Origin of the sequence: Endozoicomonas arenosclerae (genome assembly GCF_001562015.1) — a bacterium.
Lineage (GTDB): Bacteria > Pseudomonadota > Gammaproteobacteria > Pseudomonadales > Endozoicomonadaceae > Endozoicomonas_A > Endozoicomonas_A arenosclerae.
On record NZ_LASA01000149.1, the window covers coordinates 1 to 26907 of the forward strand.

The 26907-nt window shown below is 49.4% G+C and carries 18 protein-coding genes; 9 read left to right on the forward strand and 9 right to left on the reverse strand.

The features are described from left to right. Both WG89_RS31320 and WG89_RS22675 read left to right on the forward strand, forming a co-directional pair. Window positions 1-237 (forward strand): transposase (locus WG89_RS31320; RefSeq protein WP_342669272.1); only part of this gene is annotated, 237 nt, incomplete at its 5' end. A 263-nt stretch (window positions 238-500) separates the two neighbouring features. Further along, window positions 501-2102: a hypothetical protein gene (locus WG89_RS22675; protein ID WP_062269991.1), complete on the forward strand. Its 1602-nt coding sequence runs from the start codon at window positions 501-503 to the stop codon at window positions 2100-2102. 116 nt (window positions 2103-2218) lie between these two features. Here WG89_RS22675 and WG89_RS22680 read toward each other — a convergent pair whose 3' ends face one another. The 3 genes from WG89_RS22680 to WG89_RS22690 all read right to left on the reverse strand — a co-directional run bounded on the left by WG89_RS22680 (window position 2219) and on the right by WG89_RS22690 (window position 5314). Continuing rightward, entirely contained in the window at window positions 2219-3229 is a 1011-nt protein-coding gene (locus WG89_RS22680; RefSeq protein ID WP_153301765.1) for a 5'/3'-nucleotidase SurE, read from the reverse strand. Between the two features lie 140 nt (window positions 3230-3369). Next, the gene (locus WG89_RS22685) at window positions 3370-4551 is read right to left on the reverse strand and encodes a hypothetical protein (protein ID WP_062269992.1); all 1182 of its coding nucleotides are present in this window, start codon (window positions 4549-4551) and stop codon (window positions 3370-3372) included. 1 nt (window position 4552) lies between these two features. Continuing rightward, window positions 4553-5314 (reverse strand): hypothetical protein, encoded by a 762-nt coding sequence (locus tag WG89_RS22690; protein ID WP_153301766.1) that lies wholly within the window; start codon window positions 5312-5314, stop codon window positions 4553-4555. Between the two features lie 368 nt (window positions 5315-5682). Here WG89_RS22690 and WG89_RS22695 point away from each other — a divergent pair, with 368 nt between their 5' ends. The 6 genes from WG89_RS22695 (at window position 5683) to WG89_RS22720 (ending at window position 14422) form a co-directional block, all read left to right on the forward strand. Beyond that, window positions 5683-6135 (forward strand): DUF417 family protein, encoded by a 453-nt coding sequence (locus tag WG89_RS22695; protein ID WP_062269994.1) that lies wholly within the window; start codon window positions 5683-5685, stop codon window positions 6133-6135. Between the two features lie 188 nt (window positions 6136-6323). Continuing rightward, the gene (locus WG89_RS22700; protein WP_062269995.1) at window positions 6324-8378 is read left to right on the forward strand and encodes a DUF1302 domain-containing protein; all 2055 of its coding nucleotides are present in this window, start codon (window positions 6324-6326) and stop codon (window positions 8376-8378) included. A 20-nt stretch (window positions 8379-8398) separates the two neighbouring features. Further along, window positions 8399-9775 (forward strand): DUF1329 domain-containing protein, encoded by a 1377-nt coding sequence (locus WG89_RS22705; protein WP_062270018.1) that lies wholly within the window; start codon window positions 8399-8401, stop codon window positions 9773-9775. 335 nt (window positions 9776-10110) lie between these two features. After that, entirely contained in the window at window positions 10111-11229 is a 1119-nt protein-coding gene (locus WG89_RS22710) for a WD40/YVTN/BNR-like repeat-containing protein (RefSeq protein WP_172806897.1), read from the forward strand. Between the two features lie 22 nt (window positions 11230-11251). Beyond that, window positions 11252-13621 (forward strand): efflux RND transporter permease subunit, encoded by a 2370-nt coding sequence (locus WG89_RS22715; RefSeq protein WP_062269997.1) that lies wholly within the window; start codon window positions 11252-11254, stop codon window positions 13619-13621. 108 nt (window positions 13622-13729) lie between these two features. Beyond that, on the forward strand, window positions 13730-14422 hold the full coding sequence (locus WG89_RS22720; protein ID WP_062269998.1) for a cysteine hydrolase family protein: 693 nt from the start codon (window positions 13730-13732) through the stop codon (window positions 14420-14422). Window positions 14423-14456: 34 nt separating this feature from the next. Here WG89_RS22720 and WG89_RS22725 read toward each other — a convergent pair whose 3' ends face one another. Genes WG89_RS22725 through WG89_RS22750 form a run of 6 tightly spaced genes read right to left on the reverse strand, consistent with a single transcriptional unit; the run spans window position 14457 to window position 21500 of the window. Then, the gene (locus WG89_RS22725) at window positions 14457-16199 is read right to left on the reverse strand and encodes a BatD family protein (RefSeq protein WP_062269999.1); all 1743 of its coding nucleotides are present in this window, start codon (window positions 16197-16199) and stop codon (window positions 14457-14459) included. Continuing rightward, entirely contained in the window at window positions 16193-18076 is a 1884-nt protein-coding gene (locus WG89_RS22730; RefSeq protein WP_062270000.1) for a vWA domain-containing protein, read from the reverse strand. The genes WG89_RS22725 and WG89_RS22730 overlap by 7 nt, the downstream gene beginning before the upstream one ends. After that, window positions 18073-19107, reverse strand: a complete 1035-nt coding sequence (locus WG89_RS22735; RefSeq protein ID WP_062270001.1) for a vWA domain-containing protein — start codon at window positions 19105-19107, stop codon at window positions 18073-18075. The genes WG89_RS22730 and WG89_RS22735 overlap by 4 nt, the downstream gene beginning before the upstream one ends. Next, complete coding sequence (locus tag WG89_RS22740) at window positions 19100-19591, reverse strand: DUF4381 domain-containing protein (protein ID WP_062270002.1); 492 nt, start codon at window positions 19589-19591, stop codon at window positions 19100-19102. The genes WG89_RS22735 and WG89_RS22740 overlap by 8 nt, the downstream gene beginning before the upstream one ends. Next, window positions 19588-20523: a DUF58 domain-containing protein gene (locus WG89_RS22745; protein WP_062270003.1), complete on the reverse strand. Its 936-nt coding sequence runs from the start codon at window positions 20521-20523 to the stop codon at window positions 19588-19590. The genes WG89_RS22740 and WG89_RS22745 overlap by 4 nt, the downstream gene beginning before the upstream one ends. A gap of 14 nt (window positions 20524-20537) precedes the next feature. After that, the gene (locus WG89_RS22750) at window positions 20538-21500 is read right to left on the reverse strand and encodes an AAA family ATPase (protein WP_062270004.1); all 963 of its coding nucleotides are present in this window, start codon (window positions 21498-21500) and stop codon (window positions 20538-20540) included. 517 nt (window positions 21501-22017) lie between these two features. Between WG89_RS22750 and WG89_RS22755 the strand changes: the two genes are divergently transcribed. Continuing rightward, complete coding sequence (locus WG89_RS22755) at window positions 22018-26898, forward strand: NAD-glutamate dehydrogenase (protein ID WP_245662962.1); 4881 nt, start codon at window positions 22018-22020, stop codon at window positions 26896-26898. Window positions 26899-26907 lie beyond the last annotated feature (9 nt).

Here is a 26907-nt window from a genome sequence, read left to right on the forward strand (position 1 = left end):
AGCATCGTGAAAGAGCTGAAGAAGCATCCCCGAAAAAATAAGGTGCCCATCAAACTGGAATTTACCAAGGCCAGTCTGAGAGCAGCAGTCGAACACCCCTTCAGAATCATKAAGTGTCAATTTGGATTTATAAAAGCCAGGTATCGAGGTTTGAAGAAGAATGACAATAAACTGTCTACTTTATTTGCCCTGGCGAATATTGTTCGACTGGATCAAATGATCCGGGCACAGGGTTAGTCCGCCCTGAAGTCACGAAAGTGGCTAAATATCATACAAATAAGGGGTTGAGACCTCTGATTTCAGTCCTACTTCGAACTCGATTCAAGAAGGGAAGTAAATTAGAGGTTATTCGCAGGTTCCCTAGTACACTAGAAAGCACCTCAACTCCTTCAGCCGATATTGCACCCACAACAAGGGCTCCTGGTACTCCCACGACTCCTTTTGTTTCGTCAACTCCCACCCCAACACCTGAATTCACAACATCAACACCTGTTGAAGGTGTGAATCTGACACCTGCAGCGGATTTACTGCAATTTGCCCGAACAAACTGCCAGGGGAGTTCTTACTCTTCCATCGTTGAGATCACCTCTCCTGAGCAACTGGTTCCTGTGATCAAGGCGATCAGTGAACAGAACTCGGAGAACTGGGTGCAGTTGTCCAAAGAAGACTGTCGGTGGGTAGATTGTCCGGCTCTTCCATGGAATTCAAACTCGGAAGCAGGAGGGGTGTTATACCTGTTACCTCCTGGCAGTGACTATGTGATCCAGAATTATATTTCTGATCATGCAGTTGCCACTTCTTCGAGAAAAAAGAGAGCGATAGGAAGTCGCTCTAAGAGGTCTCACCAAAGCAGAATTATGGCTCCCCGAATTGGTTTGTGTGGATTGGGTTTGGGGTCCGATAGTCGCAGTGAGGTTATTATTCAACTCCAAGGTGGAACCGCAAACACGATAGAAGATGGCAATGAAGGTGATGCTCCGATCAAACTTTCTGAAACCCAGCTTGAGCTTTACAACCTGACTCTGGATGGCTCTCAGACGCATGGCCAGCAGTCCAGCATTATTCTTTACAAAGCCAGGTTGATTGGCAGGAACGTAGCTTTTATTCGAGCGGGCAATATTATGACCACCAGGGGCAGTTCATCAGCAGAAGCTTCTGAGAGCTCTGGCTTTGTTGAATACGGACTGGTGTACCTCGATTACTCTTATTTACATTTCTCCCAATCCAGTCTGAAGCAGGATACCGATACTGGATCTATGATCAACGGTTTTGAATCCAATATGTCCTTCATCGATGGGACTGAAATGACTCCTTATGAGCGCACCTGGATTTTTTATTCTTATTATTCAAGTCTCACTGTTCATCAGTCGTCTTTGACGGGTTTTGAGAGAAACCAGAGCAGACCTGTACTGATTGACACCCACGATGAGTACAAGATTCTTGATGAGAGTTACCGGGGTTTCTGTAATCACGAGGATATTCAATCGGTAGCGTCACAGTGTTCATCTTGTAATCCCACCGACTATTGTTGGGTCAGTGAATACTACCTGGATATTCCCAGTGGAAGCGATTACTCCTATTTCACCAGTTGCAGGGATATTGATGACTACTGTAAAAATAATAATCTTGAATTCAGCGACAATCATCTGGGGGGGCATTGGGAATACCTGGCTCACAGCTTTTACGATAATTTCATAACAACAAATGTCACAAGTAATCAGATAGACTCTCACCTGGGCAATTGCTTGATTGATAGTGTTCGATACCTTGGCACTTTGCAGATTAGTTTGGGGATGGGTCCTCTTGATTGCGTCACTTCACATGCTGTGCCTGAGGCTGCCACCGTTCCGCCTGTGCGGAGAAAACGATCCGATCAGCCTATGGGATCCAGAGCTGTTTATGACAGTTTCCGGGCATTCCGCTTATTAACTGAACTTGGATCCACCCAGGGTTCTGAGGTGACTGCAGATTTCGGGACTTTTCCTACGTCTGAGCCCCCTGATCCAACAGAGGTAACAGGTCAGCAATATTCGTCAGCCAATGTCGTGACATACAGTGTGTCGTTACTTCTTATGACCATTCTTGCAGGGATATTCTTATAGGTTTGATAGTTGACTTAATGTGGGCGAATACTGAGTGATTAATCTCTCTGGCTGTCACTGTCGCTTATCTAAAAGCTTTCAGCGATAGCCAGAGAGACAGATTGGTGATTAATCTGTTACTGCAGTGGACCCAGCTTTGCCCTGGTAAGGGCTTTTTTGGCAATGCCTGCCTGAATATGGGCATCAATGGTACTGATGGTAATGTATCCGTTGGCCAGCGCTACACCTTCCGATCTTTCATGGGTATCAAGAGGGTAGCCACTGGTGTCAAAAGATAATCCGGGCTGACCGGTCAGCATTTGTAGGGCCATGATTTTTGCCTGTTCAAAAGGTACGCCTCTGGCAGCAATGCCTCCGGCAACATATTGAATGGCTACCGGATCCTGGGACAGGTCTTCACGGAAAACCACATTCGCTTCACCCGGATTCCAACCGACATTGGTAAATTTGTAGCCTTTGTCATCCAGGTTATCGGGAATATTGACGTTGAGCCCCATAAAAGGAGGAAGCAGTTTGTTGCTGTAACCCTTCCTGCTTTCCAGCTTTGCAATCAGGTTGAGCACAATGTCAGCAATGGCTGCTTGTGCAGACCCTTCCTGAGTAGAGCCGCGACCTGCTGAAACGGCTATAGCTGGAACTCCTCTGATGATAGAGATCATCGCCGCACCGAGTGTGCCTGAGTTGTTATTCATGTAACCCAGGTTATTGCCTTCATTTGGGCCAGAAATTACCAGGTCTGGAAGGCTGCCCCATTTCTTCTGAGCCAGCACATCAATACCGTGAAGCGCTGCCATAACCGGCGTGCCTTCAACATAATCTTCGTGCGCTTTGCTGGTATCCGTATCCCCCACGCAGTACTCATCCTGATCAGCTTTACTCTTGTCAATCACAACACCACGCAGGAAGGTCATGGCTCCCCCTTTGCCACTCTGGCCCGTGCACGGGGCGGAAAGAATAACCTGATGCCCTGCTTCTCTGAGCTTCTGGGCCATAACGGTAATGTTTGGGGTTTCCCAACCATCGTCGTTCGTCAGGACGATGTTCAGGGCACTGGCCTGGCTTGCAAACAGGCTGCAACCCAGTGCACCGGTCAATAGAAGTTGTCTTGCTTTTTTTATTGTTGTCATAGCTTTTGTACTTCCTTGATTTAGGGAGTCAGTGGTTAATGACCACGAGGAAGATTCAGCTTATCGAATTGATGCCAGTAAAGGGGGGAGGTGAGCTTTTGGAGATATCTATAAAAATAAAAACTATATATATCAGTTGGTTAGATTGTCTCTGAAAAAGTGATTTTGTCAGGATTGATCTGTAATCGGTACTTAAACCTCATGGTTTTTGGGTCACGTTCACAGACAAAAAGATAAAGTTCTGCCAGCTCACTGCCCAGAACCCGAGTGATTTCTTCTTTAATTTTGTTTCTGTTCTGGTCGAGGGTTTTGGCTCTCAGACCTTTGTTTTTCAAGTCATTGATTGCCTTGCCATGACCGGAGCCAGCACTGATGATTTCAGCAAGCCTTTGTCCCTGCTCAAGGTCTGGGCGGTTAATAGCTGGATTGATATACCAGCCAGTGTGATGGTTCAGCAGACTGGCATACCAGTAATAATAAAAGAAGGGGGTGCTGGGGAGTTTGATCTGAACACCATGAATGATGACACTGTGAGTGGATACATCAAAAAACATATGTGCTTCGGAGCAGGCTATAGAGAATGCCTTTTCAATGTCGTTGGATGAATGTTTAAGCCCCAGTTCAAACCATGGCAACTGCTCAGGCTTCAGTTCCGTCATACGATCATCAAAGGTCAATTCCAGTATTTCTGGTAAAGGCAAAGTGGTGTTGGTTTGCAGCTTGTCGAATATAAAGCGCTGACTGTCGTTTAAACGGTCAATCCTTCCGGACGCCTGCCAGGCCTGTTCGCTCTCTGTTCCTGACTCCTGTAACTTTTCAAACCATATAAACCGGCTGTTCCTGGATGGCAGTGGCAGTGCTGTGATCAGACAGACAAAAATAAATGCCAGGGTTACCTGAGACAGCATATAAACGGGGGACAGCTGGCAGGAAAGGCTGACCGTGATCGCTTCAGCCTCATCCGGAATGAATATATCAATCAGACGGTGTAAACCCATTTCTGAATTTCCCGTGACATAACCCTTATACTGCTGAACATAGGCAATGCAACTTTGAAAACTGGTTAATGAGAGTGATCTTGAAGAATCGGTGCCGATAACTAAAGTGGAGAGGTCGTTATCGATTGTGCGGATCAGGGCCGTATCCAGTGCATCTCCACTGATTCTGTTTTTCAGTGACTGGGACACCTTTGCAGGCAATGTTTCAACCAGCAGGGATTCAACCTGGGAGGTGATGGAAGAAAAAGCCGACACCAGTCCAATGGCCAGAAGTATCAATGACAGGAAGAGCCAGGCAAGGCTGAAACGCGTTAACTTACTCATACTACCCACACTGACTGAACTCGTCTGACGATGTTTTTAAAGGATGAAAGTCTGAGATCATTCCTTTTACTGAAAGCATCAACTCACAGTGAATGTTGGAGTTCAGCAGTGAAGATTTTATGAACCAGCTGCCGGTGGACGCGTTGCTGGCAATCAGCAGGCGATTTTCCGGTGAAATGCCTTTGTCCTCCAAACCCGATATGCCACTGATAACATCCACCTCGCCAGTGCTCAGGGCTTTGTAAAGTGCCGATCTGCTGGGGTAGAAACGTTTCTGTTCGTCCGAGACGATAATGGAAGCTTTGCGCAGATCATTCAGAGGCAGCATAAACCCTGATCGGCTTTGGCTGTCATCCAGCAGGCCGAGGGTTTTATTGGAAAAGTAGGTTTGGGTTCTTTCCGGCTTGTCTTTCAGGCTCATCCAGTAAACATCATATTTGGGGGTGTGAACCAGCAGTGTGTAATAGTCGTATAGATCAGGCAGCAGCCCCAGAAGACGATATTCACGACTCCACAACAGATCAAACTGTTCTGCCAACAGGTCTTTTGAAGACAGTAAACCCCTTGGTTGCCATGACGTTTCCACATTACTGTATTGGGCCGCAATAGTCGGTGAGCTGCAGAGAGTGTCGGTCAGTTTTTTGGTACCGGCAGAGGTGATAGTGAGGACTTTAAGGGTGCTGAGAGATGAGTCCCCGTTGGTAGAGCAACGATAAACGGAGTAATCAGCGTGACTGTCGAACAGGACTTCGTTGTTTGTCATGGACAGGCTGATGCCCAGGCAAAGGAGCAGTAAGAAGGAACAGAGCGTATAAAATCTGCCCGGTTTCGCTATCGCCACTCTTGCACTCAAAAACATGCAGGAGACCCTTTTATTATTCTTGTTATAGCCGTTTTATAGCATTTCTTTGGTGGGTTTTTAAGTCCATCACCTTATCTGCTGTGAGCATCAATAACTTGTGACGTTCAAAAAGAATGAGTCGTTTTTCTCTGTGACTTTGTCCGCAGTATACAATTACAGAATCATTTGAATCCGAAATTTATGCCAGGGCGTATATGTTGGTCAGGCAGGTATCTGCAGTATATAGCTAATTTATTTTTTACCTTGTTAAGTTGTTTGGATTTTAAGATATGAGTAGCAGCGTTGAGAAAAGAGAGTCGTCTATAGGTTATCACCTGGGCCTGTTTGGAACCGTATTAGTACTGCTCTGGATTGGGATTTATAAGTTCACTCCTACAGAAGCCAAGCTGATAGAGCCTTTGGTCGCTAATCACTTTGCGATGGGTTGGTTGTACGATGTTTTATCAGTGCAAGCCGTGTCTGGCATTATTGGAGCTGTAGAAATTATTGTGGCTGCCGGTTTGATTATCGGGTTAAAAAGTCCCAAAGTCGGCTTTTACTCTGGCATAGCCGCCGCATTGATTTTCCTGGCTACGCTCAGCTTTCTGATCACCACACCCAATACCTGGAAAGTTTCCGACGGCATTCTGGTCAGTAACTTCTTTCTGGTTAAGGATATCCTGTTTCTGGCTGTTTCTATCTCTGTGGTTGAAAGAAGCTGGTTCAGAATGAATCACTCATAATCCTCTTTCTGTCATCTAACTGAATCTATCAAGGCCGGAAAAGTTGATTTTCCGGTCTTTCTGTTGGAAGGTAGGAAAATCACAACATTAATATAAGAAGTTTCAGGGGGCGTTTGTACGCGGTCAGGGAGTGTGACGGCGGGAAGTCAAAATAATAAAAACCAGCACCGACAGGGAGTCTTCCAGCTATGGCGATTACCCAACCTCATTCACTGCGGCTCGCGGCCTGGCGCTCAGGCTTTGCACTTGCAGCCACTTTCTCTCTAGCTTTATCCACCTCTGCCCGGGCCGCCGAGTTTGCTTCGGAAGATGGCAATATTACCGGAGCCCTGGACACTACTGTTTCCTACGGTGCCATGTGGCGGGTAGAAGGGCGGGACAACACCCGTTACCGGGGCAGTAGCACACCCAACCATGATGACGTCAATCTTAATGACGGTAACCGGGCTTTTGATAAAGGTCTGGTTTCCCAGGTCATCAAGATCTCAGCTGATCTGGAGATTGACTGGCAGGAACAGTACGGGGTGTTTATCCGCGGTACAGCCTTTTACGACACGGTCATGATGGATAACCATAATGACTGGAACAGTGCCAATCGTGATGCTCTGGCTGCCGGGTACCCTGACCAGACAGGCACCTACCCCTACGGTAATGACTGGGCGAATGATGTAAAAGACGGGCAGGGTCACGACGCTGAAATTCAGGACGCTTATTTCTACGGGGCCTGGGATATTGGCGATATGCCTCTGGATGTCCGGTTCGGCAAACAGGTTATGAACTGGGGAGAAGGTCTGTTCTACCGCGATGGTATCAATACCATTAATGCTCTGGATGCAGCTTCTTATGTGTTGCCAGGCTCGGAAGTGAAAGATCTTTTGATTCCCCAAAACGCCATCTCGTTCAGCCTGGGCATCACCGACAACCTCTCCATGTCCGCTTATTACCAGTTCCAGTGGGAAGAGTCGGTCCTGCCTGGTAGGGGCACCTATTTCAGCACCAATGATCTTTTTGTGGATGGTGGCACCAAGGGGTACAACGAAGTGACCCCGGGTTTGAAGTTGATTGATGGCACCTGGGGTGTAACCCCTTCCGGGGTGGGTTCTTTGACTCTGGGGCAGGTCTTTGGCGACTTCTATCAAACCACAGGTATTAATGTACACGGCGATTATATTGTGGTCGCGGATACCTCAGGAAAGAAAGACGCCAGTGATGATGGTCAGTGGGGTTTTAACTTTAAATACTTTGCTGAAGAGCTGAATGACACTGAATTTGGTTTCTACTTTGTTAACTACAACTCTCATGTTCCCTTTATAGAAGCCAGTATGGATCAGGGTGCTGCACAATCCGCTCTGGCGGCAGTCACTGGAGCGGGGAATGCTCAACTGGCAGCGGCGCTGGATGGTTATTACACCGGTATTGCCGCTCAAACGGGTCAGACCAAGCAGGCGGTGATCGGCAGTCTGGCAGGTGCTCATGTGTTGTCGAACAGTCTCAGGGCAACCCGGGTGTTTCCTGAAGATATCCAGATGTACGGCATCAGTTTTAACAGTGCTTTTGGCAGCACGTCGGTAGCGGGTGAGCTGGCCTATCGACCCAATGCACCCATGTGGATCGATCATCCTGATGATCTGGTGGATGGGTTTAAAGATAATCTTCCCGCCATTCTGGCAGGGGCCGACTGTTTCACCAATTTCTCTCAGGCCAGTCCCGATCTGGAGTACTGTCTGAGCACAGGGGCTTACAATAATTTCAAGGAAATAAAGCTCTGGACCGGATCACTGGTGTTTGTTGAAAACTTTGGCCCTCGACTCGGCTTTGACGGACTTTACGGTATTCTCGAACCCTCCTTTGAATACATTCAGGATCTGGATGATGAAGACAGGTATGTCTCTACCGCATCCGGTGCTTATGGGGCTTCTTTTGCGGATGACTACACACCGGCTCGTGACCGTCTGGACAAATTCAGCTGGGGTTTCACGGCGGTTCTCTCTGGAGAGTTGAACGATGTCTTTGCCGGTATCAATCTGAATCCTTATGCCATTTACAAGCATGATGTCAGTGGGAATTCACGACGGACCGGTAATTTTCTGGCTGGCAGGAAAGCGCTCACGCTGGGCGTTAAAGGTCTGTACCTGAATGCTTTTGAGGCGGGGCTGGCTTACACCACCTTTTATGGTTCGGAGCGAACCAACGCCATTAACGACAGAGATAATGTCGCATTCAATATGAAGTACTCATTCTGAACGGGATAGGGATGCTCATAATGAACAATAATAAAACCTTTGCACTGGCTGCCTGCTGGTTGTTACTCACCCTGCCTGCTACTGCTCTGGCTGCAGTTTCTCAACAGTCTGCACAAAGACTGGGTAAGGATCTGACACCCATTGGGGCTGAAAAGGCGGGCAATAAGGAAGGCACGATTCCTGACTGGACCGGAGGGATAAAAGACAGTGAAATTCCCAAGGCCTTCAAGCCGGGCATGCACTACATCAATCCTTTTCCCGATGACAAGCCTCTGTTTGTCATTGATAAGAGCAACATGGAAAAGTACAAGGATCATCTAACGGACGGTCAGATAGCCTTGTTCAAGACTTATCCTGATACTTTCAAGATGCCGGTTTATAAAACACGTCGTACGGCAAAGCAGCCCGAACGTATTTATTACAATACTCGTGCGGCTGCTACGAAAGCAGAGCTTCTTGATGGTGGTAATGGTTTCAAAGGGGCCTACGATGCTTATCCTTTTCCTATCCCACAGAATGGTCTGGAAGCCATCTGGAATCACATCGTTCGCTATCGCGGTGAATACGTTGTCAGAAGAGCCTCTGAAGTAGCGGTACAAAGAAGTGGTGCCTATTCACTGGTGACTTCTCAGCAGGAAGCTGTATTGAACTACAACCTGCCGGGTGGCTCAGAGAAAAGCCTCGATAACATCATTTTCTATTATCTGTCGTTTACCAAATCGCCGGCACGACTGGCTGGTGGTGCTGTGCTGGTTTATGAAACTCTGAACCAGATCAAGCAGCCCAGGCAGGCCTGGGGCTACAACGCCGGTCAACGAAGGGTAAGACGAGCCCCAAACCTTTCTTATGATACACCTATAGCCGCGTCGGACGGTTTGAGAACAGCAGACGATACGGATATTTATAACGGTGCTCCCAATCGCTACAACTGGGTTTTGAAGGGTAAGAAGGAGATCTACATCCCTTACCATAATTATAAGCTGATCAGTCCCAAGCTGAAGTACGAAGACATTCTCAAGCAAGGGCATATAAATCCCGAGCATACGCGCTATGAGTTGCATCGTGTCTGGGAGGTTGAAGGGACTTTAAAACCCGGCTCAAGGCATGTGTATTCCAAGCGGGTGCTCTATCTGGATGAGGACAGCTGGGGCGCGGCAGTACTGGATCAATATGACAGCAGGGGTAACCTGTGGCGGGTCAGCATGGCTTATCTGATTAACTATTATGACCGACCTACAGTCTGGACCGGGCTGGATGTTTTTCACGATCTTCAGGCCAGGCGCTATCATGTTCAGGGACTTGCTAACGAAGAAGCGTCGTATATTGATTTTGAGCGTGCAGTTCCTCCCAAGAATTATTTTAAGCCTTCTGCCTTAAGGCGGCGCGGGCGTCGTTAAAAATCTGTCATCCAAAAAAACAGCCTGGAAAATGTTCCTTTTTCAGGCTGTTTTTCTTTTATAGTGGGATGATTCGACATTTTTTGTAGTCTTAACGGACGATTTTGCAATTTGCCAATGGGAAAGGTTTGGCGAGGCTTTCACAGTCTGTTTATAATCGCTAGCAAACTACAAGTCGGAAAAAGCCTTGAGCTAAGACTAAAACAGCCTTGAGCTAAGACAAATAATAAATCAGCCCTGATAAAAAAGTGTCGTCTAATGGCCTGCCCTGATGGTCAGGACCTCAGCCCGAGACACTTTTTCAACAAATAATAAGAATGACTGAGGGGAGCTGCATGTCTTTGTACCCTGGACGTAAGACGAAGTTACACAAGGATTGGAACGGACAGTTTTCCGAAAGGAAGGGTGAGCAATCACCGAATGTCCAAACAGGAAAAAGAAGTCCCGCGTTGCAGGCTGTTCAGCATTGTGTGATGGCCGCAGGCCTGATGCTGGCAGCAGTCAGTCAGGCAGCGGATGCCAAAACGACAGAGCCCAAGTTTGCCAAAATGAGCAATATGGCTTCCAAGTCTCTGTTGCTGGATGTTACCCGGGCAGCAGAATCTCCACGCATGGTCACAGTGGGTGACCGTGGCCACATACTCTTCTCTGATGATAACGGTATAAGCTGGAATCAGGCCAAAGTGCCTACCATTCAGATGCTCACCGCTGTTTATTTCCCTTCTGACAAAGTCGGCTATGCGGTCGGTCACGACGCTATCATCCTGAAAACTTCAGACGGTGGAGAAAGCTGGGAGCGGGTATATGATGATCTCGGTCTTGAGGCGCCTTTGCTGGATGTCTGGTTTGATGATGTGAATACCGGTATTGCCCTGGGGGCTTACGGCACCATTCTGCAAACCCGCAACGGTGGCAAGGATTGGGTGGACATCCGTGATCGCATCAATAATGAAGAAGAGTTTCATTACAATGCCATTGCCGGAGACGGGGATGGGAATGTCTACATTGCCGGAGAAGCCGGAATCCTGTTTCATTCGCCCGACAGTGGACGGACATGGAACACCCTTGAAAGCCCCTATGAAGGTAGCTTGTTTGGCGTTTCTGCAGGTCAGGGAGAAGTCCTGATTCATGGCTTGAGGGGTAATGTTTTTCGCAGCACCGATCAGGGTAAAAGCTGGCGGGCTATGAGCTCCGGAACAGGTGAGACCCTGTTCGGTTCTGCCGTGATGGGCAATGGTAAAAGTATTCTTGTTGGAACCTCCGGTTCATTTGTGTCCGGTAAGGCGGGTCAGTGGAGTGCCGTCAATCGCAGTGACAGGGTATCTCTCAGTGCCCTGGCTCCGGGCGCGGACGGAAACATTGTCGTAGTCGGACAGGGTGGCATCCACAGAATGAGCCCGACCGGTGAGGTGCTGAAAAAAAGCACTTCAACCCATCCAGAACAAGAACAATAATAAAAACCAGAGGCTGTAGCTTATGTCGTCGAATCATTTCAGCACAGAACCTATTCTGGAAAGGTTCATCTTCAAGAATAGAATGCTGATCTGCCTGCTATTCCTGCTGGCAACGGTTTTTCTCAGTTGGAAAATGGTCACTGGGTTGCGGGTAGATGCCAGCTTCCAGAAAATGATCCCATTGAAACACCCCTATATTCAGAACATGTTGAATAATATGGAGTCTGGCAGTTCCGGTAACACCATCCGGATTGCGGTCTCCAACAATAATGGGGATATCTTTGACGCCGAATACATGGAGGTTCTCAAGAACCTGAATGATGAGGTGTTCTTCCTGCCCGGTGTGGACCGTTCAAAACTCAAGTCACTCTGGACCCCCAGTGTTCGCTGGACCCAGGTGACGGAAGAAGGTTTTAACGGTGGCCCGGTCATTCCGCAAACTTATGATGGTACCCAGGCAAGCCTGGAGGAACTGAGGCAGAATATTCTGCGTTCCGGTCAGGTGGGTCAGCTGGTGGCCAATGACTTTGGCTCCAGTATCATCAGTGCTCCCCTGTTTGAACGTGATCCGGAAACCGGCAAAGCGCTGGACTACCGTGGTCTTTCAGACAAACTGGAAGAACTGCGTGAAAAGTATAATGAACAGGGCGTAAGCATTCATATTGTCGGTATTGCCAAGGTGTTTGGTGATCTGTTCGACGGTGTGAAAGCCATTGTTATGTTCTTTGTGATGGCAATAGCCATTACCGCTGTGCTGCTGTTCCTTTACTCACGCTGCCTGCGCAGTACTCTGGTGCCTCTGTTTACTTCTCTGGTTGCGGTTGTCTGGCAGATCGGTTTGCTGGCCACTTTCGGGTACGGTCTCGACTTGTACTCGGTACTGGTGCCGTTCCTGATTTTCGCTATTGGTGTCAGTCATGGTGTACAGATCATCAACAGTGTGGGGGTTGAAGCTGCTGCTGGTGCTGACAAACTGACTGCTGCTCGTCGTGCATTCAGAAGTCTTTATATTCCGGGTATGGTGGCTCTGGCTTCCGACGCTATTGGTTTCCTGACCCTGCTGATTATTGAGATCCAGGTGATTCAGGATCTGGCGATTACTGCCAGTATCGGTGTAGCTGCGATTATTTTGACCAACCTGGTTCTGCTGCCAGTATTGATGTCCTTTGCCGGTTCCAGTGAGAAGTCTGTAGCCAGAATCCGTGCCAAGCAGCAGGATGAAGGCGGTATCTGGAGTCTGTTGTCTAACTTCGCTCACCCCAAGGTAGTTCCAGTTTCGGTGGTGATTGCGATTCTCGGTTTTGGTTTTGGTATCTACAAGGCTCAGGATCTGAAGATCGGTGACCTGGATCCGGGGGCTCCGGAGTTCCATCCGGACTCGCGCTACAACATGGATAACCTGTTCCTCACCAGTAACTATTCCACCAGTGCCGACCAGTTTGTGGTGATGGTGACAACCGGTGTGGAAAACTGCTCAACCTATCCTGTAATGGAAGCCATTGACCGCTACATGTGGAGAATGGAAAACGTTGAAGGGGTGCAGAAAGCCATTTCCCTGGTAACTGTTTCCAAGCGTGTAATCACCGGTCTGAACGAAGGCAACATCAAGTGGCAGACTCTGTCCAGAAACCCTTATGTTCTGAACAGCTCTGTTTCCAATGCTACTCAACTCTTTAACTCAGACTGCTCAATGGCTCCGGTTGTATTGTATCTGGATGACCACAAGGCTGAGACGCTTGAGAGGGTTGTAGCAGCCACCAAAGACTTTGCTGAAGCCAACAATAATGATGACATGCAGTTCCTGCTGGCTACCGGTAACTCCGGTATTGAAGCCGCGACCAACGAAGTCATTGGCAAGGCTCAGGCGGAAATGCTGATCTGGGTTTACTTTGTTGTCAGTGTGCTGTGTCTGCTGACCTTCCGTTCCCTGAGGGCGGTGTTCTGTATCGTTATTCCACTGGGTCTGACTTCGGTTCTCTGTCAGGCACTGATGGCGTATCTGGGCATTGGCGTGAAAGTAGCCACGCTGCCGGTTATCGCTCTGGGTGTGGGTATTGGTGTCGATTACGGTATCTATATCTACAGTCGTCTGGAAAGCTATCTCAAGCAGGGTATGCCACTGCAGGAAGCCTACCACAAGACGCTTCAGATCACGGGTAAGGCGGTGACCTTTACCGGTATGACTCTGGCGATTGGTGTCGGTACCTGGATCTTCTCGCCACTGAAATTCCAGGCCGATATGGGTATTCTGCTGACCTTCATGTTCATCTGGAACATGATAGGCGCTATCTGGCTGCTGCCTGCTCTGGCTCGGTTCTTTATCAAGTCCGAGAATCTGGAGGGTTCCAGCGAAAAAAAGTCTGAAACTGAAGGTAAGTTAACCACTGCCTGATCATTCGGTTCTTTTGAAAACCGGCCATTCTCATTGAGGGTGGCCGGTTTTTTCGTTTCTGATATCTGTTTGGCTATAGTGTTCAGGTTTTTAAGACGTAGCACTACCATGAACAGACTCTCAGGTTTGCTTATCATTCTTCAGTTTTATTCTTCTCTTGCACTGGCCAATGGCGACGATTCCATCGCTTATATTGAACAGCTTTTGAGTGAAGGCAAAAAAGTCGCGATTCTGGTCATTGACATGCAGCCTAAGTACGACAGGGTTTTTATGGTCAGTGAAAAGCAGCGCGTGATTAAGGAGCAGATCAAATTGATCAATCATTTTGCAGACAACGAAAGTGTTCACTTCATTGATGTTCGTTGGCGGGGAGGCGGTGAGACGCTTCCCGATTTACTGTTCGAAATGATGAAAAGCAAGCAGTACCAGATATTTCTTAAGAGCACCAAGGGCGCATTTGATCAGAGGGTTCAGCTTCAAGATCCGGATTCGGCTCAGGGAGTCATTCAGGGTGAGCTGGCTCCGGCACTTCTTAAAGAAAAGGTGACTGATGTCGTCCCGATAGGCTGTTTTGATGCTCAGTGTGTTCTGGAAACCGCAAAAGGGGCCAGCAGGGATTTTCAGGTAACGGCAGACAGGGATCTGAACATCATGTTTGAAAATGAGGCGGAGGACTGGCCAGAAAGAACCCTGAAAATGTACAAGAATGCTTTCGATTATCAATGGCAAAAAGCCATGAAGGAATGTCCGGATCTGCAGCTGGTGCCGAAGTCAGATAAAGCAAAAGAGAAGTGTGAGTGAAAGGGGCCCCACCTGGGTGGGAACCCCCTCAGTCTTAACCGGGATAAAGGCTGTTCAGGCCGTCTTCGGTGTCAGAAGACTTACCTTTATGATCCTTGCGCAGCTGACCACATAACTTGATCAGGGCTGATGTATCCAGCTTTTGCTTCTGCCCTGAATAGAGGCTGGACTCCAGCTGTTGGAACAACGCTCCTAATGCCTTGCTGTTGAAGCTTCTAAGACATTTGTCCGTTGTGACCAGGGAGGAGTCTTCCCGCAGAGATTGTGTCCACTGAATAAAGCTCTGACGGATCTGGTTTAAATCCGATGCTTTGCAGGCCGACTCAAACGTCTGCCAGGCTTTCTTCTCGTTAAAGCCTGAGGATGCTGAAGATTCTGAAGGCTGTTCAATGCTGGTATTTTCTGACCTCTTGCATCGCCATAAGGCCCCCAGTGTCAGCAGCCAGAGCAATGCAAAAACAGCGGATACCGAAGGCCATAACCAACCAGAACCTGAAGTTACGACCGTGTTTTCGGGAGCGGGAGGGCAAACAGGTGCTTTGGGCTCTTCCTCTTTCAGTGTGGGTATAGTGGGTGCAGAAGCAACCACTTCACCTTTTTCAGAAGGCAGGACGGTAATGGTTTTGGCCGGTATCACGGCGACTTTTTCAGTCTGGGTGTCGGTATCGAACCATTTATAGCGTACCGGTGGCAATTCTATTTTCCCGGGGCGAGTGGGAATCAGGGCAATGGCTTCTATACGACTGCCTATGACACCGGAGTCAGAAGCGTGATCATCTGTTGTCGACTTGTCGGGATAAGTGTTAACGCCAGCGGGTTTGGGCATATTGATGGCTGGCAGCTGGACACCGGTCAAGCCTTCTGCTTCTACGACAATGGTTCGTGTAATGGCATCACCCACTCTAACCTGATCCAGAGGGGCGCTCCAGCCATCAGTCAGGGTCAGATTGCGTGCCGGTAACCAGACCGGGCCGCTGAAATTATCTGGTTGAGGCTTAACATTCAGAGTGATTTCCGAAGAGCGTGCTGCAACGGGCTTGCCACTCATTGAGAAGATACTGCCAAAGGTATCCCGGCGATCAGGCATAGAAGCCGAGAATGTCAGACCGGGAATCTCCATGATACCCGGCTTCTGAGGGTGAATGGAGAAATTGAGTTCAAAGACACCATAGCGGGTACCCTCTAATACGGTTTCATAGCTCCTGGTTTCACCCAGCTGTTGAGCAATGGCTCCATCAATATTCAAGGGTGACAGTCGACGATCGTCGTAAAGTTGGACTCGATAGTAGATTTTCAGGGTCAGGATGACTTCTTCCTGAACATAGGGGGTTTCATTACTCACTTCTGTGCGAATAAAGACCGGACCAATGCCTCCGGAACCGGCTGTATTTTGCTGGCTAGCCGTTTTGGAAACTTCAAGCCTGATGGCTTTGGAGGTCATATTGTCGAGTGTGAGGCTTGGAATCAGCAGGCGGCCTGACTTTTTGGGAGACAGGGTAACGATCCAGTCTCGCCAGGATTCACTGTTCCCGTTGACGATTCTGATCTGGCGGCTCTGCCGGGTACCCAGAATGTCAAAGTCGTTTTCCAGCGGTGACAGGTCGGGTGCGGCACTGGTATCACTGTCTGTTCTGATAGTCAGTTCCAGTGTTTCGTACTCAGCCAGTTGAGTACGATCAACAGTGGCAGTGAGAGCGGCCAGAACCTGGCTGGAAAGAATCAGACCAGCCAGCAGGACCAGTATTCGACTCAGTTTGGAAAAAATAACGTTCACCATGACTGCTCCTGTTGTCTTCTCTGCTCTCTCTGCTGTTGCTGATGAAGGAATTTACGCCTTAACAGACCACCCGGGTCGTCGGGTATGGTTTTCAGCCAGTTCTCAATGGCCTGCTGATCGGGACTGGTAGTTTGTTCTTCTTCAAGAGAGCGCATGGCCTGCTGTTGCTCATCAGTCAGCTCTTCTGAGTCTCCGGCCTGAGCCTGTTGCTGCTGGTTGGCTTCAGACTGATTCTGTTGCTGCTGTTGACGGGCAGCGGATTGTTGATCCTGATCTTCTCCCTGCTGGTTTTCAGAAGATCGGGATTGAGACGACGGATTCTCTTCCTGGTTCTGCTGATCCGAATTTTGCGGGTTCTGAGAGGATTGGTTTTGATTTTCAGACGAATCGCCAGAGTTCTGTTGCTGGTTCTGGGCATCCTGTTGTTGATTCTGTTGCCCCTGACCCTGGTTGTTTTGGTCTTGTTGCTGATTCTGTTGATCGTTATTCTGGCTTTGCTGTTGTTCTTGTTGCTGCTTCTTCTTCAGGTCTTCAATCAGCTTTTTATTGGCCTTGGCATCTTCCATATTACTGTTCAGTTTCAATGCCTTGTCGTAAGCGGCCACGGCTTCATCCAGCTTTCCGGCTTTGGCCAAAGCGTTACCCTGATTATAAAAACCATCAGCAGTATTGGCGCGGCCAAATTCACTGGCAGCTTCTTCAAACTTGCCAGCCTGATAAAGGGCTTCCCCTTTCCAGTCCGGTCGGACAAATTGTTCTGCGGCCTGTTCGGCTTGTTGGTTGTTGAGAGCTTCCATGGCGCGCTGATTGCTGTTTTTCCAGAGACTGTCCCACTCAAAAGCTTCTGCATGGGGGGATGGCAGTAAGACTGCTACCAGCATGACCGTTAACCAACCTTTTCTGAAGCCAGCCAGAGCTAGCGGCAGAAGTAACAGGACCAACCAGAAGCCGGTGTCCTGCCATTGATCGAATTGACGTTCAACCTTCACGGTATTGTCGTTCACCCCTGCCTTGGGCAAAACTGATTTCAAATCACTGTCGTCCAATGACATGTCTGAATAAACACCGCCTGTTGATTGAGCCAGGCTGGTCAGTTGCTGGCGCGCTTTCTGGGGGACAATGATGGTGCCCTGGCTGTCTTTCAGGAAGCCTCCGCCCGGTAGGCTGATGGGGGCGCCTTTTTCACTGCCAATGCCCAGAATGGAAAGACGGCTGCCTTTTTTCTTCAACAGCGAACGAATGTCATTCAGCTGTCGACCTGGTATCTGATCCGTAATCAGGAGAATGTCTCCAGCTTCACCAGCCCCTTGCTCAAGCAGCTGTACTGCAAGCTCAAGGCCTTTCAGTGGGCTGTCACCTTGTTCCGGCATAATCTGAGGGCTGAGAGCGGGTACCAGATTGGCCAGAGTCCGGTTATCGTCAGTCAGCGGTGAAACCATATGGGCAGAACCTGCATAGGCGACCAGAGCTGACAGTCCATCCTTTCGCTCTTTAAAGAGATCCAGCAGCTTGTAGCGAACCCTTGAAAGTCGGTTGGGCTTAACGTCTTCAGCATACATTTTGTATGACATATCAACGACTACGACCAGGGGTTGCAGGCTCTTGTTTACGGGCGTAGGTACTTTTTGCCAGGCGGGGCCAGCCATGGCCAGTACCGCCAGAATCCAGCCAACCATCAGCAGGTATAAAGGCCATTTGCTTTGTTTCTCACTGCGTCCCTGTAAAAGGTGCTGCAGCAATTCAGGTGCGATAACCCTTTTCCAGTCGCCGGTCTGTTGTTGCTGTCGCCACAGGATGGCCAGCAATATCAGGCAGGGAATAATGGCCAGTAACCAGAGTGGGCGCAGGAAATGGAATTGACTGATGAGTTCACTCACTGACGATTCCTCCCTGCTGGATTTACTGCAGTTTCAGGGAAGGCTCTCAGGGTGGCCACCAGCAGACTGATGATCAGGGCCAGAGCCAGAGGCCAGTAGAAAAGGGTAATGCTGGGTCTGAAACTTTCCTCTTCCTGTTTGACCGGTTCAAGCTTGTCGAGCACGTCGTATATCTTTTCCAGTTCTTCGGTATTTTTTGCCCGGAAGTACTGGCCGCCGGTCAGTTCTGCTATTTCTTTGAGTGTTTTTTCATCCAGGTCGGCAGAAGGGTTGATTCTTCTTGCGCCAATGGATGAACCAAACAGGCCCGGTTGAACCATTTCTTCAGCACCCAATCCAATGGAATAGATACGAATATTTTCCTGGGCTGCCAGTTTGGCGGCCTGAATCGGTGTGATTTCACCGGCTGTATTGGCTCCATCGGTCAGCAGTATCAAAACCCTGCTGTCCTGTGGACGCTTGCGTAGATGCTTGACGGCCAGACCCAGTGCATCGCCAATGGCGGTTTTATTACCGGCCATGCGAATCTCTGACTCATCCATCAATGTGCCAATGGTTTTCAGGTCAAAAGTTAGCGGGGCTTGAAGGTAGGCTTGGGTTCCAAACAAAATCAGACCCAATCGGTCGCCTTTTCGCTTTTCAATAAAGTCTGTCAGAACATGTTTGGTGACCACCAGTCGGTCAACGGACTCGCCGTTCAACTCCATGTCATAGATTTCCATACTGCCTGAGAGGTCAACGGCCATCATCAGGTCTCTGCCTGATCCTTCAATCTGAACCGGTTCTCCCAGCCAGACGGGTCTTGAAGAGGCCAGTACCAGCAGCAGCCAGATGATCCAGGGCATGAGGGATTGCCAGCGTTTCAGAGTTTCCCGATGTTCAGAATGTTCACCGGCAATGTCAGCCAGTCCCCGGTAAAACGGGACTCTTAATGCTGCGCCCGAGGCGCGGGTAGCCGGACTGGCAAAACGATAAACCAGCCAGGGCAGGGGGGCGGCCAATAACATCCAGGGCCATTGCAACTCAAGCATGGTGTTTCCTGATCCAGCTGACAGTCAGTTTATGGAGATGATCCACATCGACCTCTTGTTGTTCTTTCGCTATGGGCATTGGTTTAAAACGGTTTTCACCCAGAGCTTGTCCGGACTTCCCGCTGAACTCCTTGATCCCGCTCTTGCGAGCGAGAAAGTCCAGCCAGGAGTTGCCGTAAAGAGGGGCAACCTGCTCGGCAGGATAGGCATGCAGTGCCGTTTGCTTCAGCAAGCGATTGCAGTCATTGGCAAACTGCAGGGCGTTCTGGTGTTTTTGAAAGGCGCTGAAGATTTCATTGGCCTGATGCTTTGCCTGTCTTCTATAGCGGTTCCGGCGGATGTAACGAATCACAAACAGGGTGATTAATGTTACCGCCGTGATGATAAGAATGGCTGATATCCACCAGCCGGGCGCCAGCGGCCAGTAACTGACCGGGTCCGGAAGATGGTTGGGTCGAAGCTGATCCAGAGGATTCTGTGTCATACCGTCCTCCTGGGATTTGCCCGGGAGCCATAGCAGGCTTGTAGCTGGCTGCCTGTGTCCTGATCCGTACTGAGTTCCAGCAGAGGGACTCTGAGACTGGCCAGTTGATCTTTCAGTGAAGTCTGGAACTGGTGGTGCTGGGAGCGGTATTTCTGACGAAGATCTCTTGAACGGGTGTCGATAGTTTTGCGGTGCATGCCGTTCGTGATGTCGTACCGACCCGGTCTTGGCAGTTCCGATTCCAGAGGGTCACTGATTTGAATGGCCATCAGTTCACAATGCCTCGACAGTCGAGACAGGTGGCGAAAGCTCTCTTCATCCAGTTGTTGGAAATCGCTGATCACAAAGACATTAGTACCCGGGTGAGCCACCCTGCGGGCATGCCTGAGGGCTTTATTTAAATAATTGTCCTGATGCTGATGAGGAATGCTTTCTGCACTGAGGCTTTTATTGTGATGCTCCAGTTTGTTGAGCAAATGCATCAGGGTTTTCTTGGAACGTTTGGGACGAATCTCGCTGAGGCTTTGCTCATCAAATATGAGACCGCCAATACGGTCGCTGTGTTGAAGGGTGGCCCAGGCAAGCAAGGCTCCTGTTTCAGCGGCGGTGACAGATTTGAAGTTCAGCTGACTGCCAAAGAACATGGAATGACTCTGATCCACCAGAACCAGCACCGGACGCTCCCGCTCTTCTCGGAACAGTTTGGTATGAGGCTTCATCCTGCGAGCGGTAACCCGCCAGTCTATGGATCGAATATCATCACCGGGCTGGTAAGCCCGGACTTCCTCAAAGTTGACGCCCCGGCCTTTGAAAGGCGAGTAGCCACTGCCCGCCAGCAGGCTGCGAGAATGATTCTGTCGAAAGATTGCCAGATCCCTGGCCTGGAAACGAAGGCTGACCAGCTCTTTCAGTTCAGAGTATGCTCCACTCATTTTCTGCTCCTGGTTCAGGCAACGGGAACCAGGTTCAGCAGCTGATCAATAATGTGATCAGCATCCTTGCCTTCGGCCTCGGCTTCAAAGGTCAACAGCAACCGGTGCCGGAGGACATCGTGAGCAACGGCTTGAACAACATCAGGGCTCACAAAGTCTTTGCCATTCAGCCAGGCACGAGCACGAGCACAGCGATCCAGGGCAATGGTGCCTCGGGGGCTGGCGCCGTAATCGAGGTATTCACCCAGGCGGTCATTGTAGAGAGCAGGGTGACGGGTCGCATTGATCAGCTGAACAATGTATTCCTCAACAACTGGCTCCATATGAACGGCCAGGGCTTCCTGTCGTGCTGCCAGAACGTTGGCCTGCGTAAGAGGTGTAGTTGGCTTGACCGGAGATTGCTTCATGGCTTCCCCTCGGGCCAGTCGGAGAATCTTGCGTTCGGCTTCAACATCCGGGTAACTGACACGAACGTGCATTAGGAAGCGATCAAGCTGGGCTTCCGGAAGCGGGTAGGTGCCTTCCTGCTCAATCGGGTTCTGGGTGGCCATCACCATAAAGACTTTGGGCAGGGGATAAGTTTTGCGACCGACACTGACCTGACGTTCTGCCATGGCTTCCAGTAATGCAGACTGAACTTTTGCCGGGGAGCGGTTAATCTCGTCCGCCAGTACCAGATTCTGGAAAATAGGGCCAGGCTGGAAGCGGAAGCTGCCGTCTTCAGGGGTATAGATATCAGTACCTGTGACGTCAGCGGGTAGCAAGTCCGGAGTGAACTGGATTCGGTGGAAACCGGCTTCCAGCCCGTCAGCCAGAGCTTTGACGGCACGGGTTTTGGCCAGTCCGGGAGCACCCTCAACCAGCAGGTGCCCGTCGGCGAGCAGGGTAATCAACAACCGGTCAACCAGATGCTCCTGTCCGATAATGCAGCTACAGAGGTATTGTCTGAGTTCATTCAGTACTGAATTGTTAGACATAGAATCTTGAATCCCGGATGGCTCCTGGCTTCTGTTGCGGGACAGCAGCCTTTGATTAAATTCGTTGTTGTATCCGACAGGCACAATAAAGTTGCGCTGACTCGGTTCGTCCTGTTCTACCTGTTGCTCGATTTTTATCGAGCAGTGACCGTTTTTTGTCCACTGCGAGTGTCCAGTTGGGCAAAGCGTCTGGCCTTTACCTATAGTTCAAGTAGAGACCTTGTAATATAGGTTTAGTGGCCGCCAAGGTCTAGTAGTTCAAGGGAAGCTGTCAGTTATCTGACAGCTTCTTTTCGATTTACGGACAGTGAGTCCGGTAGTCCTTTTCTCAAAGGGCAAAGGTCGATAAGTTGGTAACAGGTCTGGTGCATTTTTCTTTAGAGAGGCTGGGAGCCTGAAAAGTTTCTTTTCAGGCAGGAGTCCTGTCTATGGATGCCGTCCCTACCAGCTTGTTTCTTGATCAGGATCAAGCAGTATACAGAAGCTGTTGACGTAGTCATTCACTGGCGCATTAACATTGCATGACGTCAACGGCCCCTGGCAATACATTTTCTTATCCGGAGATGCCAGCATGGGTCATCACGAGACATTGGAGCGGAAGGAGTATTTGGACAAGATTGTTGAGGAGCTCAGTCCTCAAGTCCCTGAACAACAGTTAGAAGCCCTCCGTGAGTTTGTCTATCAATACTATTCCATGGATACCCGTCGGGAGCTCAATAAGTGCAAGCGTCGAGATCTGCTGGGTTCAACCCTCTCTTTCTGGAAGTTTATCCAGTACCATGACCCTGACAGCCCGGGCATCGAAGTACTGAATCCTGACTACCCTCATCATGGCTGGCACTCAACCCATACCATTCTTCGTCTGGTCCACCGGGACATGCCTTTTCTGGTGGATTCGTTGCGCATGAAGCTCAATGAGCGTGGTCTGACCATTCATAATTTGCGCAATACGGTGATTCATAATCGTCGGGACAGTGCTTTTAATCTGGTTTTTGACGTCGATACAGAAGCCTCCATGCATCGTGAGGCGGTCATCTATGTTGAGATTGATCGCCAGGATAAAGAAGAAGAGCTCGATGTTATTGCCGAGCAGGTGGCTGCGGTCATGGCAGACGTGGTCAGGGTGGTGGAAGATTACCGACCCATGTACAGCCGGGTTGAGCATCTTGCCAGTTCCATGATTGGCGGACAGGCCGAGCAGGTGAAGGAATTCCTCAACTGGCTGCTGAACAACAACTTCACTTTCCTGGGTTATGAAGAACTGAAAGTGGTGGAGAGTGAAGGCAAACGACAGATTATTCGTCCTTCCGATTCCCTGCTGGGTTTATTGAGAACCACTCATAAAGGTGAAATAGGCCAGCTGGAGCTGGAACCTTTTATTGAAAAGGACTTTTTTGAGCAGAAAGACTGGCTCTCGTTTTCAAAAGCAGCGGTTCGCTCCAGTGTGCATCGTCCGGCGTATCCTGACTTCATAACCGTCAGGCAGTTTGCCGAAGACGGCTCGGTGGTAGGTGAGGCTCGTATAGTCGGGCTGTATACCTCTCCGGTGTATCGCCAGAGTCCTTTTGCCATTCCCTATATCAATCATAAAACCCAGGAAGTGATTGAACGCTCTGAGCTGGACCCGAAAAGCCACCATGGCAAGGAGCTGGAGCAGATACTGGAAGTGTTCCCCCGTGATGAACTGTTTCAGACCCCTAGAGATCAACTCTTTGAAACGGCCATGTCAATCCTGCGAATTCAGGAGCGTAAGAAGATCCGACTTTATATACGTCAGGATCCTTACGGCACTTTCTGTTCTGCGCTGGTGTTTGTCCCCAGGGATGTTTACAGCACGAATCTCCGTCAAAAGATGGAAGAGTTGCTTTGCGAGCGTCTTCATGCCGTTGATTCGGAGTTTACCACGCACTTTTCTGAATCGGTGCTGGCCAGAGTGCATTTTATATTTAAACTCCGTGGCCGTGTCGAATACGATATTGAAGCCATCAATGACGAACTGACCCTTGCGGCCAGCTCATGGATCGATGAAGTTCGCTCAGCCCTGCTGGAGTCTTATGGTGAAGCCAAGGGCAACAAGCTGATTGCCATGTATGCCTCAGGCTTTTCAGCTGGCTACCGTGAAGCTTTTTCTCCGGAATCCGCTGTGGTTGACGTTGAGCATTTTGAGCGGATCAACAATGAAAAGTCTCTGTCCATGGGCTTTTATCGCTCCCTGGATGATGAGCCCGGGCGCATTCACTTCAAGCTTTATCATTATGTTGAACCTCTGCCACTGGCGGATCAGATTCCTATTATTGAAAATCTGGGGCTCAGGGTGCTGGCAGAGTACCCCTATCTGATTCGCAAGAACGATGGGCAGGTCATCTGGATTCACGACTTTCTACTGAGTTATGACCCCAAGAAGTCAGTCAACATTCAAAAAGTCGATAAGACCTTTAAAGGGGCTTTCGAGAAAGTCTGGTTCGGTGAAGCGGAGAATGACCGCTTCAATTTACTGGTGCTGGCCTGTGGTATGAACTGGCGTCAGGTGGCCATGCTCAGGGCCTATTCGAGATACATTAAACAGATTCGAATGGGTTTCAGTCAGAGTTATATTGCTGAAACGCTCTGCAACAATATTGAGATTACCCGTCTGCTGGTGGAGCTGTTTGAAGTTCGTTTTAATCCTGCGTTGTCTCTTTCGAAAACCCAAAGGCTGGGTCGCCAGCAACAGATTCAGCAATCCATACTGGATGCACTGGATCAGGTTACGGTGCTCAGTGAAGACAGGATTATTCGCCGCTACCAGAGTGTGATTACCGCCACTTTAAGAACCAATTTTTATCAATTGGATTCAGCGGGTGATCCAAAGTCGTATATCTCCTTCAAGCTGTCACCCAGAGAGATTCCGGACATTCCAAAACCGGTTCCGCTGTATGAAATTTTTGTTTATTCGCCCAGAGTGGAAGGCGTGCACTTGCGGGGTGGCAAGGTGGCCCGTGGAGGTTTGCGCTGGTCGGATCGGGTGGAGGATTTTCGTACTGAAGTTCTTGGGCTGGTTAAAGCCCAGCAGGTTAAGAATGCCCTGATTGTTCCTGTAGGTGCCAAGGGCGGCTTTGTACCCAAGCAGCTTCCAGTTAATGGCAGTCGTGAAGCGATCATGGAAGAGGGTGTGGCCTGTTATCAGACTTTTATCCGAGCCTTGCTGGATGTTACCGACAACCTTTCTGAGTCTAATGTCGTTCATCCGGAATCTGTGGTTTTTTATGACGACGATGATACTTATCTGGTTGTGGCCGCAGATAAAGGAACCGCAACCTTCTCGGATGTAGCCAACGAAATAGCCAATGAATATGGCTTCTGGCTTGGCGACGCATTTGCATCGGGCGGCAGTGTTGGTTATGACCACAAGAAAATGGGCATTACCGCCAAAGGCGCCTGGGTTTCCGTTCAACGGCATTTCCGGGAACGGGGCGTGAATGTTCAGGAAGATCCTATTTCTGTCATTGGTGTCGGTGACATGTCCGGTGATGTGTTTGGTAATGGCATGTTGTCATCGGAAACTCTGGAAATGGTGGCGGCCTTTAACCACCAGCATATTTTTGTTGACCCTAATCCGGACGTACAGCGCAGTTACAGTGAGCGACAAAGGTTATTTAACCTGCCGCGTTCCAGCTGGCAGGATTATGATGCCTCTCTGATCTCTGAGGGTGGCGGCATCTTCTCTCGTCATGCCAAATCCGTTTCTGTTTCTGCCGAGATGAAAGAGCGCTTTGACATCAAAGCCAGCCGCATGACGCCTAATGAATTGATTCGTTCATTATTAAGAGCACCTGTTGATTTAATCTGGAACGGTGGCATTGGCACTTATGTAAAAGCCATTAATGAAAGCCATGCCGATGTCGGTGACAAAGCCAATGATCCCTTGAGAATCAATGGCTGTGAACTTCGTGCGAGAGTAGTGGGTGAAGGGGGCAACCTGGGTCTGAGCCAACTTGGAAGGGTTGAGTACTCTTTGCAGGGAGGAGCCCTGAACACTGACTTTATCGATAATTCCGGTGGGGTTGATTGTTCTGACCACGAAGTGAATATCAAGATTCTGCTCAATGATATTGTCGCCAGTGGTGACATGACCGTTAAGCAGCGGAATGCTTTGTTGGAAAGTATGACGGATGATGTATCACGGCTGGTGCTTTCCAATAACTATCGTCAGACCCAGGCCCTTTCTCTGGCAGAGTCTGAAGCGCGCTACCGGATGGATGAATACAAGCGCTTCATGGAGTATCTCGAAGGTGAAGGCAAGCTGGACCGTTCCATTGAATTCCTGCCTGATAATGAAGCCCTGGCGGATCGTGTTGGGGCGGGTCAGGGKTTGACCCGCCCAGAGCTCTCGTTATTAATTTCCTACAGTAAGGCGGATCTCAAGGAAGCATTAATCAGCTCTGATGTTATAGATGAAGATTATATGACCAATGAGCTGCACACTTCGTTCCCCGATACGCTGGTGGACAAATTCTCGGAACAGATTGATCAGCACCGTCTGAGAAGGGAAATAGTAGCTACCCAGATTGCCAATCACATGATCGACATGATGGGGATTACCTACGTGCTGCGAGTTAGGCAGACGACAGGAGCCAGTGCGCCGGAAATTGCCCGGGCCTTTATGGTCAGTCGCGATGTTTTTGATATCAATGATTACTGGCACATCATCGAAGACCTGGATTACCAACTTTCAAGCAGTATGCAGCAGAAGATGATGGTGTCTCTGATCAAGTTGACCCGTCGGGCCAGTCGCTGGTTTATCCGCCTGAAACGTCAGGATCTGGTAGCTTCAGAGTGCATCGAACATTTTGGTCCTCTGATCAGCAGCTTTACCGAATCATTCACCGAGTATCTGAGTGAGTCGGAAAGAGAAGAGCTGGACAGCAAAGTGGCTCAAATGGTGAGTAATCAGGTGCCTGAAAACCTGGCTAAAGTCGTTTGCGGTCTCAGGCATCTCTTAAGTGCACTGCCCATTATTCAGGCTGCTGATCAGACAGGGCAGCCCATCGAGAAAGTAGCCCGAACATACTTTGCTGTGGGTGAGCGTTTGGAGTTGAACTGGTACAGCATGCAGCTGGGCAATATAGAAGTAGTCAATCACTGGCAGTCTCTGGCCCGTGACAGTATCCGGGATGAGTTAACCTGGCAGCAGAGAGCCCTGACCGTAGCCTTGCTGAATACCGAGGGCAATGAGGACGATCTCAGCCTCAAGCTGGATGAGTGGATGATGCAGCATCATGCCCTGGTTGCTCGCTGGCAGGGTATGTTGTCGGAGATTCGAAATGCCAGTGTCCATGAAATGGCTATGTTTACTGTGGCTAACCGGGAGTTAATGGATCTGGCCCAGGCCAGTATGCACTCTATGACCAACTATTAATATGCCTGG